The organism is Microvirga arsenatis (assembly GCF_009910705.1).
Classification (GTDB): Bacteria; Pseudomonadota; Alphaproteobacteria; order Rhizobiales; family Beijerinckiaceae; genus Microvirga; species Microvirga arsenatis.
The window spans coordinates 144,426-160,053 of record NZ_JAAAXJ010000004.1 but is presented as its reverse complement, the minus strand read 5'-3'; the positions used below and the strand labels follow the sequence as shown (position 1 = coordinate 160,053).

Here is a 15,628-nt window from a genome sequence, read left to right as displayed (position 1 = left end):
GGGGGCTGACGCCCATCCGGACTTAAATAGGAGATGGGGACGATCCGGCAACGGCCGGACGCGAACGGCCCATCAGTTCACCGGGCTGACGGCCTCGCGGATGGCGTTCAGCCCGGCGCTGGCCTCCTCGGAATAGCCCGTCCGCTGAACGGCGCGGAAGACCTTCTCCGCGTCGGCATACTGGCCGAGATTGTAGTAGGACCAGCCCCGGATCAGGAGCAGGTCGTTCTGCTCGGGAACGAGGCGGGCCCGTTCGCTCAAGGCGAGCAGGGTCTCGACGTAGCGTTTGTCGCGATAGGCCGCCAGCGCCCGCTGGGTCAGGATCGAGGCGCCCAGCTCCACCTGGCGCGCACGGGTCTGCGGCGCTTCGGCCGCCGCAATGGCGGCCTGGGACGTCAGGTTCTTGCGCAGATAGGCCAGGGACTTGCCATAGGCCGCCTCCTCGCGGACGCGGCTGCTGCCCGTGGCCATCGCCTGGTCGAAGGCGGCGACGGCTTCCAAGGGACGGTTGATCTCCATGAGGCACCAGCCGCGGGTCAGGGCGCTGTCACCCGACAGACGGTTCGGATTCTGCGTCATGGCGCAGCTGCGCCCCAGAGCGGAGCGGGCCTCGGATTGCCGGCGTCGCACGGCCTGTTCGGTGCGGGGCAGGGGCTGCTCCACCTCCACGCGCTCGACGGCCATCGGCCGGGGCGTGGAGCGGGGCTGCACCAGGGTCGGGGCCGTCTCGACCGGTGTGCTCGCCAGGGTGCGCGGCGCAAGGGGCTGCCTCGCGGTGGCAGGGACGACCCCATCCGCCAAATCTGCAATGCGCTGCGAACGGTTGCGCCATTGGGCCACGACGGCGTTGAAGGCGGCCCGCTCGTTGAGGCGCTGCGTGGAAAGGGCGAGGCCGTAGGCGGAGGGCTCGTCGTCGGCCTTCCATGTAAGGGCGGTTCTGAACCAGTCCCGGGCGGTGCGGATCTGCTCCGTGTTGTAGGCGTACCAGCCGAGCGCCTGCGCCCCGTCGGAGAAGCGCTGCGCCATCACGACCGGAACGATTCGCGCCACCACCTGGGGCTCGAGGCGCGGCGGCGGATCCTGGCTCAGCAGGGCCGTTGCCACGTCGAGATAGATCTTCATGTTCTCGGGGGCACGCTCGCGCCACTCATAGGCGAAAGCCTCGGCCTCTGCGAGCCGGTTCAGGGCCCGCAGGGACATGGCGTAGCCTTCCGCAGCCTTCGTTCCGCCATTGCGGTCGATGGCGGTCTTGAACAGCTCGAGGGCGCGGGCCGGGTTCCCGTGATGGAAGTTGTACCAGCCGAGGATCAGGACGGGGCCGGCCTCGTTCGTGTTCCGGATCAGCCGCTCGACCACGGCGAGGTCCTCGGCCGAAGCGATGGTCTTGCTGTCGAGGGAGGCGCGCTCGACGCGGCGGCGGGCGAGCTCGTCCCGGATCGAGCCGAAATCGTCCGGCGTCTCGCCGGTCTTGCGCTCGAACTGGAGCAGGTCCGCCACCTGCGGCTCCGGCAGGAGGGTGAGGGCCTTCTGCAGGGTCGCCAGCCGCTCGCCCGGGTTGGAGCAGTTCGTCAGGATGTAGGTGTAGACGTCCCGGGTGCGGGTCGGCTGGTCCGTGCGCGCGAAGGCTTCCGCGACGCGCCAGAGCACGTCCACGTTCATGCAGGTGAGGAGGTTGGGGGATTCCGTCGCCACGGAGAGCACCGTCCGCCACTGGCCGGTGTCGGAGGCGTTGATCAGCCGGCGGCGGGCCTCGACCGTCTCAAGCGCCGTCACCAGTTCCTCCGGCGGCTTCCAGTTCGGGTCGGAGGCCTGGCGCTCGGCGATGGCGGCCCGCACCTCGGCGATCCGGTCCTCCCGGTAGAGGTTCCAGAGCCGCTCGACGATCGGGTCGGGAGCCGCGGCTGCACCGGCGGAGAGCTGGGAAAGGTCGCTGGGAGGGGTCCAGTTCGGGTAGAGCGCTCGCAGGCGCGCGATCTCGGCATTCACGCGGCGGGTGTCGCCTTGGGATGCGAAATAGCGCAGGGCCGATTCATCGACCTGAGGTTGGGATCCAGCGGCCGGCGGCGAGCCGGGAGTCGGCGGAGGCGGGGTTTCGGCAGGCGTCCGGGTGCCTCCCGGGCCGGTCTGCTGCGCAATCGCCGCAAAGCCCAGGATCAGGACTGCAATCGTGATGGCGCTGCCGACTAGACGCATTGCGGATATTTTTCACCCAACAAGGATTTCGCCAGGAGATGCAGCGTGGACGGATAGTAGTGGCCAGGCTCGAAGGCCCTCAGCGGCGCGGGAACCGGCGTTCCCTCGAGGGCACAGGCCAGGGCCGCAGGCAGGATGCCGTAGCCTCGGTCGTTCAGCCGCTCCCGAACCTGTCCGGTGACCACGTTGACCACGGCTACCCCTTCGCTTTCGGCAGACCAGCGCTGCTTGAGGGCTCTCAGCCACTCCAGATCCGTCATTCCTGCCCTCAACAGGTAAAGAGGTATCCTTAAGGAGTTGTAACCGAACTCCGGAGGGAAGCCGTCGGCTGGCTTGGGCTGCAGCCCGTTCTCGAGGGAGATCCAATCGGCCGGAAGGCGGATGCGGCCCGAGGTGGCCTGCTGGAGCAGCAGCACGCCGTCGCGCCAGACCCGGTCCCATTCGTACTCGGGCGCGAGAGCCGCGAGCACGGGGAAGGCTTCGAAAACCCAGTAGGACAGGTTGACGACCGGGCCGTCCGGGCGTTCGCCGGAGCCGAAGCCCTGCGCGCCCGGCAGCAGGACGAGGGAGCGTCCGCTGCGGGCGAAGGTGCTCTTCCCGATCGCCCGGGCGAGGTTCTGTGCGGCTTTCGTGTAGCGCGGTTCCTGCCAGGCGCTGCCCGCCTTTGCCAGGGCATAGGCGATCAGGATGTCGCCGTCGGTGGCGTTGTTGCGGTCGGTGACCCGCGGCTTGCCGTTCGGATCCCATTTCCATGCGGCAAGACCATCGTCGCGGATGAGAAGCTCGGTGAAGGTGAAGTTCCAGATCTGCTCGAAGGAGCGCCGGTCCGCCGCGGCGAGGGCGAGAAGCAGTCCGTAGCCCTGCCCCTCGCTGTGGCTGATCTGGCCGTTGGCCGTGTCGACCACCCGCCCGTTGTCCTCCACGAAGCGGAAGCGATAGGCTTCCCAATCGGTCGCGGGGAGGCTCCCGATGACTCTGAGCGGCTGCACCGAGAGGGTTTGGGATGCCGCCATCGATCCGGTCCACAGCAGGAGGGCCGAGACGAGCCATGGCAGGAACCGTGCGGATTGCGGCAGGCGGGCCCTCATGACCGGCGTCCCAGCCGGCTCAGGAGAAGATAGGTCGCCACGCCGAGGAACGCGCAGCACGCGAGCATCACAAGGGCATATTGCAGGATGTTGGCCGACATCCAGTTGGCGGCCACCAGGCGCCAGTTGCCCAGGGAGAAAGGCTGGGTCTGGACGAAGCGGTAGTCGTTGATCGGCTCGATCTGCAGCTTCGTCTCGCGCGGATCGAGCGCGATGGCGCGTCCGGCCACCTGGGACCACAGGAGCGGATCGGCGAGGCGGGCCATCTCTTCGGCAAGAGCCCGGTCCGTGCGGGCCGTCACCAGAGTCCAGGCGCCGGAGGTCTCCGTCCGGCTCTGCGCCATGAGCAGGGAGGAGCGCTGCGGCGGCTCGTACGGCGCGTCGACACGCTCCTCCAGCGACAGGGATGACAGCGAGAGGCTGAAGGTTTTTTCCATCCAATCCTGCACGGCCCCCGCGATCTGCTGCAGAAGCCCCTGCCGCTGGAACGTGTCGGCCCAGCGCTTGCGCACCTCGTCGGTCGAGGCGGCGGCCATCCGATCCGGAGCCGCCTGGGCCAAGGGAAGGCTGAAGGCGGCGTTGGCGACCTGCTGCGCGCCCTTGTCCCCCGCGACGGGTGTCGAGGGCCAGATCATGCGCAGGTGCTCGGACACCCTCACCCGGTTGAGCATCCCCGCGGGGATCTGGTCGACCGCGCCGATGAAGAGAACGGACTCGTCGTTCGCGGAGGCCGCGTTGGCGAACTGCGCCCGCACGGGGGTGCCGGCGGTGCGCGCCATGCGGGCGAGAAGCGTGCCCGCGGCGGAGTAGTTCAGGGAGTCGGGCCGCGCGACGACGAAGGTCGTCGGGATCTCGTCGTCGGGGAAGCGCCCGGCGCTGAGCACGGCCAGATCCGGCAGGCGGCCGATCCGCCCGTAGGCGGGGAACTCGAGGGTGCTGGTGTCGAACAGCACAAAGCGGTTCGCCTCCGAGAGGGTCTCGCCGGGCGCGCAGCGCTCATCCGCATCCGTGAGCAGCGCAGCCTCAAGGGTGATGCGGTTGATCCCTGCCTTGAAGTTCTTGAGCGGCACCCTGATCGTATGCCGGCGCACGATGTCGCCCTGGGCGGTGATCGTCATCCGCGTGCTGATCATGCCGTTGACGAAGACGTTGACATGGCTGCCCGGCCGGACGGCGGCGGTATAGGCCGCATCGAGGTGAAGAACCGCCTCGCCGTATTCCGTGGCATAGAAGTCCGGTGGGAGGTTGATGGCGAAACCGGCCTTCAGGCGGCGCCCGGAGAACTCCTGCGTTGCGACGCCGAGGTCGGCCAGACGGAACGACTGGCGCCCGAAGGCGGTCGGAACCTCCGGCCAATGCCAGGAAGCGGTGTCGATGAGCCCGCGCTCGACGTTGAGGGAGTTGACGGCATGGGCCCCCACGATGCCGATGGCCGTGTCGAGGTCCTGCCAGGTCGGTCCGGTCACCAGCAGGGTCGAGCCCGGCTCCTGCATCATCATGGTCAGGGGCTGCTGTGACGCCGCATCGGGCACGCCCGGCACCAGGCCGCGCAACTCTCCGGTCAGCCCCATCGCCACCTTGATCGTCCCGACGGGGGAGGGGCCGGGATCGGACTCCATCACCTGGATCACCGGATGCGCGTAGCGCCCGCGCAGGGCGACGAGCTGGACGAGGCGCAGCAGGCGGTCACGGATCTCGGGGCGGTAGATCTTGGGCGCCACCACGCGGATCGTGGTCATGCCCGCATGGTCGATGCCCACCGCCGGGAGATCGTCCAGGCTGCGCAGGGTCTTGGTCGCTCCCTCGGCGAAGGTGAGCCTCGTGGAGGCCGAATCCACATCGGTCCAGAGCTCGTAGGTGGCGTTGATCGTGCAGTCGGTCCGATGGCGCTGGAAGGCTTCCATGCGGATGATGTTCTGCCCGGGACGCAGGAGGCCGGGGCGTACAGAGGCCGTCACGCGCTTGATGTCGCCGGGCGAGGAGATGGGCGTGTCGATGATGGATTCGCCGTTGATGGCGATCCTCAGGCGCGAGCCCTCGGGCATGACCACCACCGCGTTCTTGTAACCGACCGACAGGGTGGCGCCGCTCGAGGCCTCGTCCTGTGTGAGGTGGAAGGTCCAGGACCGCGCATCCGTCTCGCCCTCCAGCCGGACCGACTCGAAAGGCAGGATCGGGCGTTCGATCCGAACATTGCTCCGCACGGCCGCGGCCGTGGCCGGTCCTGAGGGCTTGGCCGATGCCGGGGCTCCCGACGGAGCCGCGGGCGCGGCCGAAGTCGGCTTCGGGGCGCCCATGCTGAAGGGCATGGAGGGGCCGCCCGGTGCTGCGGATTGCGGTGCGCCGGAGGGGGAAGGTGCTGTGCCGGGCTGACGCAGATCGAGGGGCGCGGCCGGAGCCGAAGGCGGCTTCGGCGGCTCCGTCGTCGGCGAGGCTCGCGTCGTCGGCGCACTCGTCCCGCTCGGGGACATGCTGAAGGGAGCGACCTGGGCGAAGGCGCTCTGGGCATGCAGGGCGCCAAGGGCGAGCAGCAGGGGGATCGAAGCCCGACGCACGATGCACCTCTACTTGACGGACGCGGCGGCGGGGGGCGCCGGGGACAGGGAACTGCCGATCCGCTGCAGCCCGAAGAAGTAGGAGAGCCCGCGTCCGGTCTGGTAGAAGGCGACCATGAAGAACCAGATCGTCCCGCGCAGGACGCCGATATCGTAGTGGCGGTTCCTCTGGAATTCGCTCCACTGGTCCGCATTGGCGAAGACCAGATCCGCGATCATCTTCCGGTGCTCGGGATTCTCGATCATGAAGCGGCAGCCGAGCAGCAGGCCCTCGTCGTCCATGCCCACCTTCCGGATCTCCACCGGCAGGTGCTGGATGGGAAGGTTCGCGAAAGGCTGGAAGGAAAGGGTGCCCGCAGCCCCCTTCTTCAGACCCGGTTCGGCCGAGGGCGGCACGTGCAGCCTTGCGCCGCCCACCGACACGTCCCTGAGCACCGCTTCGACGACCTCGTCGCCGACACGGAACTGGCAGGGGCGCTCGACGCGGACCCGGTGGCTCTGGCGCCGCGTGGCGCGCTCGGACACCACGCCCAGGGCGCAGCCCGCGATGATGAGGTTGAGGATGTTCCAGGCGCCGGTGACCAGGGTGAGATCGGCCTTGTAGGGCTCCGCCCACACGCGCACGCCCGTGGCGATGACGCCGAGGACCAGGATGCCGAAGATGATGAAGTAAGGCTTGCCGAGTTCCGAGACCCGGCTCTGGTCCATCGTCTCGTTCTTCGACGTGACCCTGAAGGTCGGCTTGCTCGGGTTGGCGATCACGGACAGGATCGCGGGCAGCAGGTAGAGGGTCTGGATGTACTCGTAGAGATCCGAGATCCACGGCCAGCGGTAGCGGCCGAACAGGTAGTTCTGCATCATGAAGTTCACCATCATGTAGGTGAAGGTATAGGCGAGGAACTCGCCTCCCGATGCAGTGAAGATTTCCAGCGAGAAGAACAGGTAGCACAGCGGCGAAACGAGGAAGCAGAACCGCGAGAACGGGAACAGCCAGAACAGGGTGCTGGACATGTAGCACAGGCGCTGCGACAGCTTCAGGCCCCGCTTCAGGGGCGGAAACTTGTAGCGCAGGATCTGCATCATTCCTTGCGCCCAGCGGGAGCGCTGGCCGATGAAGCTGGCAAAGCTGTCGGGCTGCAGACCGGCGATCAGGGGCTTGTCCACGTAGACGCTCGTCCAGCCGCGCGAATGCAGCTCCAGGGCGGTTTCGCAGTCCTCGGTGATGCTGATGCCGCTGAAGCCGTTGGTTTCCTGCAGGGCTTCGCGCCGGAGCACGGCCGCCGAGCCGCAGAAGAAGGCTGCGTTCCACTTGTCGAGGCCGCGCTGGATGACGCCGTAGAACATCTCGTTCTCCGACGGCATGGTGTGGAACGTGCCGAGATTGCGCTCGAGGGGATCGGGGTTGATGAAGAAGTGAGGCGTCTGGACCAGAAACAGGTTCTTGTCCGTGATGAAGTACCCGACCGTCTCGGCGAGGAAGTTCCGGGCCGGCGCGTGATCCGCGTCGAAGACGGCGACGAGGTCGCCGGTCGAATGCTCGAGGCCGTTGTTCAGGTTGCCCGCCTTGGCGTGAAGGTTGCGGGCGCGGGTCAGGTAGCGGACCTCGAGGGAGGCGCACAGCGCCTGCAACTCCGCGCGCCGTTCGCGCGCCTGCTGGGCCGTGATGGGGTTGAGGGAGTTGCACTTCTCGTCCGTGCCGCCGTCGTCCAGAAGCCAGACCGTCAGCCTGTCCGCCGGATAGGTCATGGCCTTCGCGGCTGCCAGCGTGGTGGCCAGGAGCTCGGCGCTCTCGTTGTAGCTCGGCACGAAGACGTCGACGGTCGGTAGGTTGTGCGGGTCCACCTGGGGCGCCTTCCGCGAGCCCAGGGGGCTCGACACCACGAACAGGCTCAGGAACAGCATCATGACGCTGTACATCTCGGCGAGGTACAGCAGAAAGCCCGGGATGAAGTTGGCGACCTCGGTGATCGGCGGGATGGTGCTGGTGGTTCGCCAGAAGACGTAGCGCAGGACGATGGCGGTGCCGAGCGCCAGGGCGATCAGCCGCCAGACGCCCCGGGCGCGGAAGAACTTGAGGATGATCATGCAGGCCACGACGGTGAGGCCTGCCACGAGGTGAGCCTGGAGGCTGATGGGCAGAGCGACCAGCGAGACGATCAGGATCGCCGCCACAGCCCAAAAGGCCACGATAAGACCTGCTCGCATCTGTCCTGGCTCTCGGCTTCAAGGTTTTGCGGAATACGGCCCGCTTTAGTGCAAGGGTTAGCCGAGGTCTATTAATATATCGATAGTGTTGCTTAGGCCTAATGTCACATTAGTAAATGCAATGCTATGAAACTAAGTAACAGAAATGGGCTTAAACTTGGCCATTACTGGGTTGGTGGCGCCGGCACCGTAGGATAGCCGCTGGGTGGAGCAGCCTCGGGGGCCGAAGGTGCCGGAACCCCCGGCAGAACGGTATCCTTGTCGATCGGACGGCGCGGAGCCTCCTCCGAGGGAGTGGCCCTGCGTGGCTGCGTGATGACGGTCTGCCGGCGCACCACGGTTCCATTGCCGTCGAGGCCCAGCGGATACATGGGCGCGTCGATCTCGCCGAATTGGGGCGGCGGCGAGGGAGGCCTGCCGTAGGGGTTCCAGGTCTCCTGGCGGTAATAGGCTGCGATCGTGTAGCCGTAGAAGACCCGCAGCAGCTGATTGACCGTGGCATCCGCATCGCACAGGCGCAGGCGAACCGAGATGGCGCCGCCCGGCACCAGCAGGGCCGGTTCGCCGGGCTCGATCTGCTGCCAGGCGTAGAGACACAGGTCGCCCGTCGCCGAGCGTCCCGTGGCAAAGCCGAAGGGGCCGAACTTGTTCTGCGCATAGACGAGGGAGGTGCGCATCTCGACCCCGGGAAGGCGCTCCTCCATCTCCCTTTCGATCCTGTCGGGGGTGAGCGGGGGCAACGACAGGGTCTCGGGGATTTCCGGGTTGCTCGCGGCGTTGTTGAGCAGGCTCACGTAAAAGGCGTTCTGCCCCGTCGTCAGGGAGGCCGTGGACAGGGCGATCTCCTGGGAGATCCCGTTCTGGTAGGTCTGCTGCAGCACGGCAACGACCGACGGCCCGCCCGGAGGCGGCACGATGATGGCCCGGGTAGCCGGGACCTCGGCCATCAGGGTGGCATAGTCCAGGCTCGACGGGCCCGCGCAGGCCGAGGCGCCCATCAGAACCACGGTTGCGGCGACCAGATTGAGCGCTCTTCGGAGGCCGCTTCCTTGCCGCCAGCCCAAAGCGGTGCAGGCTTCGGTCGCCTTTCGGCCGAAGCTGATCCGGTTCTGTGGCAGCGAAGCAAGCATGGAGACCGTGACGCTCTGGGGGCCAGGTAGGCCGGCGAGGGACGGCCTCGCCCGTGGGAAAGCGCCCCATGGCGGATCGGCCCGTTCGGCTGGATGTTTAACCATCTATGACCAGGCATGGTTAACGAAGGGTAACCAGCGCCCGCTGCCCGGACTATAATCCGCTCGTGCGCGGCCGGTTGTCTTGACCCGTCCGCCAGAGGGCATACAAACGGCCCAGGCGCGCTTTGGTGCCTGCGATCCTGCGGGATCGTCCGATGGTTCCCTGCATTCTCCGTCTGTTCATCCCGGTGTTCGGGCGTCGTGCCGGCGCGTGGCCGGGCTCAAGAAAGCTGTCCCCGATGAAGTCCGCCTTCATGCGCAACGCGCTCGTTCTCGGCATGCTCTCCGCCGTGGGGCCCTTTGCCATCGACATGTACCTGCCCGCCTTCCCGGCGATGGCGAGGGAGTTTCAGGTCGATGTCAGCGCCGTGCAGATGAGCCTGATGAGCTTCTTCCTGGCGGTGGCGCTCTGCCAGAGCATCTATGGACCGCTCTCCGACCGATTCGGGCGCAAGCCGCCCCTCTATGCGGGGCTGAGTCTGTTCGTGCTGGCAGGAGTGGGTTGCAGCTTCGCGCCCAATGCCGAGACCCTCATTGCGCTCCGCTTCCTGCAGGGCGTGGGCTCCTGCGCCGCGATGGTCATTCCAAGAGCCATCATCCGCGACCTGCATACCGGGCACGAGGCGGCCCGCCTGATGGCGACCAGCATGCTGGTGTTCAGCGTCTCCCCGATCCTGGCGCCCCTGGCCGGGAGCGCCCTGACCGCCTTCTTCAGCTGGCGCGCCATCTTCTGGGCCATTGCCGTGATCGGCCTCGGCGGCCTTGCCGTCGTGCTTTTCCTCCTGCCGGAGACCCACAAACCGGACCGGAACAGGGGAGGCGTCGCCGAGGCGTTCAGGACCTATGGGCACCTGCTCAAGGACCGGCGCTTCCTCGGCCTCGCCTTCATCGGCGGCTTCAGCCAGGCGAGCTTCTTCGCCTATCTCGCCGGCTCTTCCGTCATCTTCATCGAGCATTTCGGCATGGCGCCCTCGACCTACAGCATGATCTTCGCGTCGAACGCCATCGCCTTCATCGGCAGCGCCCAGTTCAACAGCACCCTCATGCGCCGCTTCGGCGCCGAGCGGGTGGTGCGCACGGCGATTTCCTGCTTTGCCGCCCTGGTGACGATGCTCTTCCTGCTCACGGTGCTCGGCGTCGACAGCGCCTTCGTCCTCTGGGGCCTTCTGTTCGTGTCCTTCGGCTGCCTCGGCTTCGTCATTCCCTCGACGGCGGTGCTCGCGCTGGAGGAGCATGGTTCCGTTGCCGGCACGGCTTCGGCCCTGATGGGAACGCTTCAGCTCGGCACGGGCGCCGCGATCATCGTTCTCGTCAGCGCGCTCTACAACGGCACGTCCCTGTCCATGGTAAGCGCCATCTTCTTCTGCGCTCTCGTCGCCCTGACGCTGAGCTTGCGTACGATGGGGCCGAAGCGGGTCTATCCCTGACGGGTCTGGTCCAGGATCCAGTCGCGGAAGGAGCGCAGGAGCGGCGTTTCCGCCTTGTGCTCCGGGTAAACGAGATAATAGGCGCCCCCGCTGACGAGGCTTTCCGGGAACAGGATATCGAGACGCCCCGAGGCCAGCTCGTCCGCGATCAGAAAATGCGGGATCAGCGCCGCGCCCAGGCCCGCGGCCGCAGCCTGGGCCACCATGGCGAACTGCTCGAAACGCGGGCCGCGCAAGGGGTTGCTAGCCTCCACGCCGACGCTGGCGAACCATTCCGCCCAGGCGGTGGGCCGCGTGCTCTGCTGCAGCAGGGTGGCGCAGGTCAGGTCCTGCGGCGAACGCAGGTTCTCGCGCTCCCGGTAGGCCGGGCTGCACACGGGCACGACCTCCTCCGTGCGCAGCAGTTCGCACACCGCGCCCGGCCAGTGCGGCTCGCCGAAATGGATGGCTGCGTCGAAGGGCTCGGCGGCGAAGTCGAAGGGAACGAGGCGCACGCCGAAATTCACGGTCACGCCCGGATGGCGGGCGAAGAAATCCGGAATCCGCGGGATGAGCCAGCGAGTACCGAAGGTCGGAAGAGTCGCGAGGTTGAGCACGCCGGTCGTGCCCGCGAGCGCAATGGCCTGGTGGGTGGCGTCCGAGAGTTCGGACAGGGTGCTGCGCACCTGCGAGGCATAGAGGCGCCCCACGTCGGTGAGCACCACCCGCTGGCGGGACCGGCTGAAGAGCGAAACGCCGAGCGATTCCTCGAGCTGCTGGATCTGCCGGGAGACGGCGCTCTGCGTGAGGTTCAGCTCCTCCGCGGCGCGGGAAACGCTGCCGTGGCGGGCCGTGGCCTCGAAGGCAAGGAGATTGCCCACATTGGGCAGGAAGCCGCGGCGGAACACACGTTCATTCCACTTGAGAATAACCTGCTGCGAAGATGTCGATTTACATTTCGCCTGTCCAGCGCGATTTTGCCGGTCAAATTCAATGGGCTTGCCTGGCCCGAGGCCGGCGCCCGCACTCTTGCACGAGAAGGATGACCGTCATGGCCGGTGCTCAACAGGAACTCGCGAAATTCACCTGGGAGGATCCGCTCCTCCTCGACGAGCTTCTCACCGACGACGAACGGATGATCCGCGACACGGCCCGGTCCTACGCCCAGGAGAAGCTTCTGCCGCGGGTGATCGAGGCCTATCGCGAGGAGAAGACGGACCGCGCCATCTTCAACGAGATGGGCGAGCTCGGCCTTCTCGGCGTGACGATCCCCCAGGAGTACGGCTGCGCGGGCGCCTCCTACGTGGCCTATGGCCTCGTGGCCCGCGAGGTGGAGCGGGTCGATTCCGGCTACCGCTCCATGATGAGCGTGCAGTCCTCCCTCGTCATGTACCCGATCTATGCCTATGGCTCCGAGGAGCAGCGCCGGAAGTACCTGCCCAAGCTCGCCTCCGGCGAATATGTGGGCTGCTTCGGCCTCACCGAGCCGGATGCGGGATCGGATCCCGCCGGCATGAAGACCCGCGCGGTGAAGACCGATGGCGGCTATCGCCTGATCGGCTCCAAGATGTGGATCTCCAACTCCCCCATCGCGGACGTGTTCGTGGTCTGGGCGAAGTCCGAGGCGCACGACAACCAGATCCGCGGCTTCGTGCTGGAAAAGGGCATGAAGGGCCTCTCCGCGCCGAAGATCGGCGGCAAGCTCAGCCTGCGCGCCTCGATCACGGGCGAGATCGTCATGGACAATGTCGAGGTGGGCGAGGACGCGCTGCTGCCGAACGTGTCGGGCCTCAAGGGGCCCTTCGGCTGCCTCAACCGCGCCCGCTACGGCATCTCCTGGGGTGCCATGGGCGCGGCGGAGGATTGCTGGCACCGGGCGCGCCAGTACACCCTCGACCGCAAGCAGTTCGGCCGTCCGCTCGCGGCCACGCAGCTCGTGCAGAAGAAGCTCGCCGACATGCTGACCGAGATCACCCTCGGCCTCCATGCCTCGTTGCGCGTCGGCCGCCTCTTCGACGAGCGCCGCATGGCGCCGGAGATGATCTCGCTCGTCAAGCGCAACAATTGCGGCAAGGCCCTGGAGATCGCTCGGCAAGCCCGCGACATGCATGGCGGCAACGGCATCCAGGAGGAATACCACGTGATGCGCCATGCGCAGAACCTGGAGACCGTGAACACCTACGAGGGCACCCATGACGTGCACGCCCTCATTCTCGGTCGCGCCCAGACGGGCCTGCAGGCGTTCTTCTAAGGATAGGGTGAGACCATGCCCGTGCGGATCACCCTGGCGGGATCGACCGGCTGGGTCGGCAAGGCCCTCGTGGCGGCGATCGCCGCCTCGGAAGACCTCGTGCTCGCAGGCGCCGTCAGCCGCAGCGCGGCGGGACAGGATGCGGGTGCGGCGGCAGGGCTGCCCCACTTGGGCATTGCGATCAGCGCAACCCTGGAGGAGGCGCTGCGCGAGCCCTCCGACGTGCTGATCGACTACACCAAGCCCAATGCCGTGAAGGCTCATGCCCTCACGGCTCTGGCTCATGGCCGGCACGTGGTCGTCGGCACATCCGGGTTGAGCGCCGAGGACTACGCTGAGATCGATGTCCAGGCGCAGAAGGCGGGTCGCGGGGTGCTCGCCGCCGGCAATTTCTCGATCACGGCGACGCTTCTGCGCCGCTTTGCGCTGGAAGCGGCCCGCTACGTGCCGGATGTGGAGATCATCGATTACGCCTCCGCCAAGAAGGTCGATACGCCCTCGGGCACCGCCCGCGAGCTGGCCGAGCTTCTGAGCGAGGCGCGCCAGCCCGCCACCTCGAAGCCCGTGGACGAGCTGACCGGCATTCGCGAGACCCGCGGCGGTGCGCTCGGCGCCAAGGAGCCGGTGCAGGTTCATTCCCTGCGCATGCCGTCCTTCGTGCTCTCCTGCGAGGCGGTGTTCGGCGCCGACAACGAGCGGCTCGCGATCCGCCATGATGCCGGCTCGTCGGCGGCGCCCTATGTCGCCGGCACCCTGCTGGCCGCCCGCCGGGTCGGCTCCTTCACGGGCCTGCGGCGCGGGCTCGACACCATCATGGATTGATCCGCATGAAACCGCTCGAAGGCCTCAAAGTCCTCGAACTCGCGCGCATTCTCGCCGGTCCCTGGGTCGGCCAGATGCTCGCCGATCTCGGCGCCGATGTGGTCAAGGTGGAACGGCCGGGTGCAGGCGACGATACCCGCGGCTGGGGACCGCCCTTCGTGGAGGCGGCGGACGGCGGCGATCTCTCGGCGGCCTACTTCCACTCCTGCAACCGGGGCAAGCGCTCCATCGCCGCGGATTTCGAGACGCCCGAGGGGCAGGAGCTCGTACGAACGCTCGCCGCCCATGCCGATGTGGTGATCGAGAACTTCAAGGTCGGCGGACTCAAGAAGTACGGCCTCGACTACGAGAGCCTGAAAGCGGTCAATCCGCGTCTCGTCTATTGCTCGATCACGGGCTTCGGCCAGAACGGGCCCTATGCCGCCCGCGCCGGCTACGACTTCATGATCCAGGGCATGGGCGGGATCATGGACCTGACCGGCGATCCGAACGGCGAGCCGCAGAAGATCGGCGTGGCCTATGTGGACATCTTCACCGGCGTCTATTCAGTCGTCGGCATCCTGGCCGCCCTTCGCCGGCGCGACGCTACGGGGGAGGGGGCGCATCTCGACATGGCGCTCCTCGACGTGCAGACGAGCGTGCTCGCCAATCAGGCCATGAACTACTTGGCCTCCGGCCGGTCGCCCCGGCGCATGGGCAATGCCCATCCCAACATCGTGCCGTATCAGGTCTTTCCGGTGTCGGACGGCCACGTGATCGTGGCGGTGGGCAACGACGGGCAGTTCGCCCGCTTCGTCTCCGTGCTGGGCCGGCCCGAGCTGGCGCAGGACGAGCGCTTCCGCACCAATGCGGGACGGGTCGGCCGTCGCGCCGAACTCGTGCCGATCCTGACCGAGCTGACCCTCAGGACGACACGAGAGGCGCTGCTCTCGGCGCTCGAACAGCAGGGCGTTCCCGCAGGCCCCATCAACACGGTCGCCGACGTCTTCGCCGACCCGCAGGTCGTCGCCCGCGGCATGCGGATCGACCTTCCCTCGCAGGCGGCGAAGGGCGGAGCCATCCCCTCCGTGCGCTCGCCCATCGTGATGAACGGGCAGCCCATGGCAGCGGAGCGCCCTTCGCCGCGCCTGGGCGAGCATACGGACGAGGTGTTGAGCGATCCGTCCTGGATGGCCTGAGGCGGAACGGGCTTACTCGGCGATGCCCTTGGTTACGAGGCGATCGATCGCCTTCACGATCCGATCGCGGTCTTCTTCCGAGAACGGGCTGAGGCTGTGCATCTCGAGATTGCTCAAGCCTTCCGTGGCCAGCCATGCCAGCAAGGCGGCGTCGAGATCCTCGGAGGTCGACTTCAGTTGCTCCAGGGTGGCTCCGATCACCTGACGGAGAGGATCGAGAAGGCGCGGATTCTCGGCCGTGGCGGCCAGCAGCCCGGTTGCCACCTCCTGCATCTTGCCCCCGCAGCACATGTTGAGCAGGGCCTTGGTCAAGATCCGGGCCTCAAGGTTGGGGCCGGGGGCGGCCCTTTCCCGCAGAGCCTCCCGCTCCGACGCAACCTGGTCGATCATGCGCTGGATCATGCCCTGCAGCAGAGCTTCCTTGGTGGGAAAGTTATAGAGAAGCCCGCCCTTGCTGAGCCCCGCCTTCTCGGCGACCGCCTCGAGGGTCAGCCGCCCGGCGCCGATCTCGCCGACGAGTTCTGCGGCCGCATCGAGAATTTTTTCCCGCGAACTCTTACGGCCTCTGGTACAGGGAAACAGCATTTATCGCTCTTGTTTTGTGCGCTACGGCACTTGCAACTAAACCGTCCAGACGGTACATAAATGCCTGCACGGCATTGGCGTCAAGGGAAAGCTGCGTTAGTGCCGCACCTCCT

General features: G+C 67.1%; 11 protein-coding genes. 4 read left to right on the top strand and 7 right to left on the bottom strand.

Translation table 11 applies throughout. The features are described 5' to 3' along the window. Positions 1-72: 72 nt before the first annotated feature. From GR303_RS09625 to bcsN, 5 genes are all read right to left on the bottom strand, one after another. The gene (locus GR303_RS09625; protein ID WP_201751984.1) at positions 73-2,193 is read right to left on the bottom strand and encodes a tetratricopeptide repeat protein; all 2,121 of its coding nucleotides are present in this window, start codon (positions 2,191-2,193) and stop codon (positions 73-75) included. Further along, entirely contained in the window at positions 2,184-3,281 is a 1,098-nt protein-coding gene (locus GR303_RS09620; RefSeq protein WP_161722147.1) for a glycosyl hydrolase family 8, read from the bottom strand. Before GR303_RS09620 ends, GR303_RS09625 begins: the two co-directional genes overlap by 10 nt. Further along, positions 3,278-5,836 carry a cellulose biosynthesis cyclic di-GMP-binding regulatory protein BcsB gene (locus tag GR303_RS09615; RefSeq protein WP_161722148.1) on the bottom strand — a complete coding sequence of 853 codons (2,559 nt, stop codon included), beginning with the start codon at positions 5,834-5,836 and terminating at the stop codon, positions 3,278-3,280. The genes GR303_RS09620 and GR303_RS09615 overlap by 4 nt, the downstream gene beginning before the upstream one ends. A 9-nt stretch (positions 5,837-5,845) precedes the next feature. Continuing rightward, positions 5,846-8,041, bottom strand: a complete 2,196-nt coding sequence (bcsA, locus tag GR303_RS09610) for a UDP-forming cellulose synthase catalytic subunit (protein WP_161722149.1) — start codon at positions 8,039-8,041, stop codon at positions 5,846-5,848. Between the two features lie 164 nt (positions 8,042-8,205). Beyond that, positions 8,206-9,171: a cellulose biosynthesis protein BcsN gene (gene bcsN, locus GR303_RS09605; protein ID WP_161722150.1), complete on the bottom strand. Its 966-nt coding sequence runs from the start codon at positions 9,169-9,171 to the stop codon at positions 8,206-8,208. Positions 9,172-9,512: 341 nt separating this feature from the next. On the opposite strand from bcsN, the gene GR303_RS09600 reads away from it, so the two are divergent. Continuing rightward, positions 9,513-10,700, top strand: coding sequence for a multidrug effflux MFS transporter (locus GR303_RS09600; RefSeq protein WP_161722151.1), 1,188 nt, complete (start codon positions 9,513-9,515; stop codon positions 10,698-10,700). Here GR303_RS09600 and GR303_RS09595 read toward each other — a convergent pair. Further along, positions 10,691-11,587 carry a transcriptional regulator GcvA gene (locus GR303_RS09595; RefSeq protein ID WP_161722152.1) on the bottom strand — a complete coding sequence of 299 codons (897 nt, stop codon included), beginning with the start codon at positions 11,585-11,587 and terminating at the stop codon, positions 10,691-10,693. The two genes, GR303_RS09600 and GR303_RS09595, sit on opposite strands and share 10 nt — an antisense overlap. A gap of 143 nt (positions 11,588-11,730) precedes the next feature. On the opposite strand from GR303_RS09595, the gene GR303_RS09590 reads away from it, so the two are divergent. From GR303_RS09590 to GR303_RS09580, 3 genes are read left to right on the top strand one after another with little or no spacing between them, the layout of a single operon-like run. After that, positions 11,731-12,930 (top strand): acyl-CoA dehydrogenase, encoded by a 1,200-nt coding sequence (locus GR303_RS09590; protein ID WP_161722153.1) that lies wholly within the window; start codon positions 11,731-11,733, stop codon positions 12,928-12,930. A 15-nt stretch (positions 12,931-12,945) separates the two neighbouring features. After that, positions 12,946-13,752 carry a 4-hydroxy-tetrahydrodipicolinate reductase gene (gene dapB, locus GR303_RS09585; RefSeq protein WP_161722154.1) on the top strand — a complete coding sequence of 269 codons (807 nt, stop codon included), beginning with the start codon at positions 12,946-12,948 and terminating at the stop codon, positions 13,750-13,752. Between the two features lie 5 nt (positions 13,753-13,757). Beyond that, a complete protein-coding gene (locus GR303_RS09580; protein ID WP_161722155.1) occupies positions 13,758-14,930 on the top strand; it encodes a CaiB/BaiF CoA transferase family protein in 1,173 nt (390 codons plus the stop codon). 12 nt (positions 14,931-14,942) lie between these two features. Here GR303_RS09580 and GR303_RS09575 read toward each other — a convergent pair whose 3' ends face one another. Further along, positions 14,943-15,515 carry a TetR/AcrR family transcriptional regulator gene (locus GR303_RS09575; protein ID WP_161722156.1) on the bottom strand — a complete coding sequence of 191 codons (573 nt, stop codon included), beginning with the start codon at positions 15,513-15,515 and terminating at the stop codon, positions 14,943-14,945. Positions 15,516-15,628: the final 113 nt, after the last annotated feature.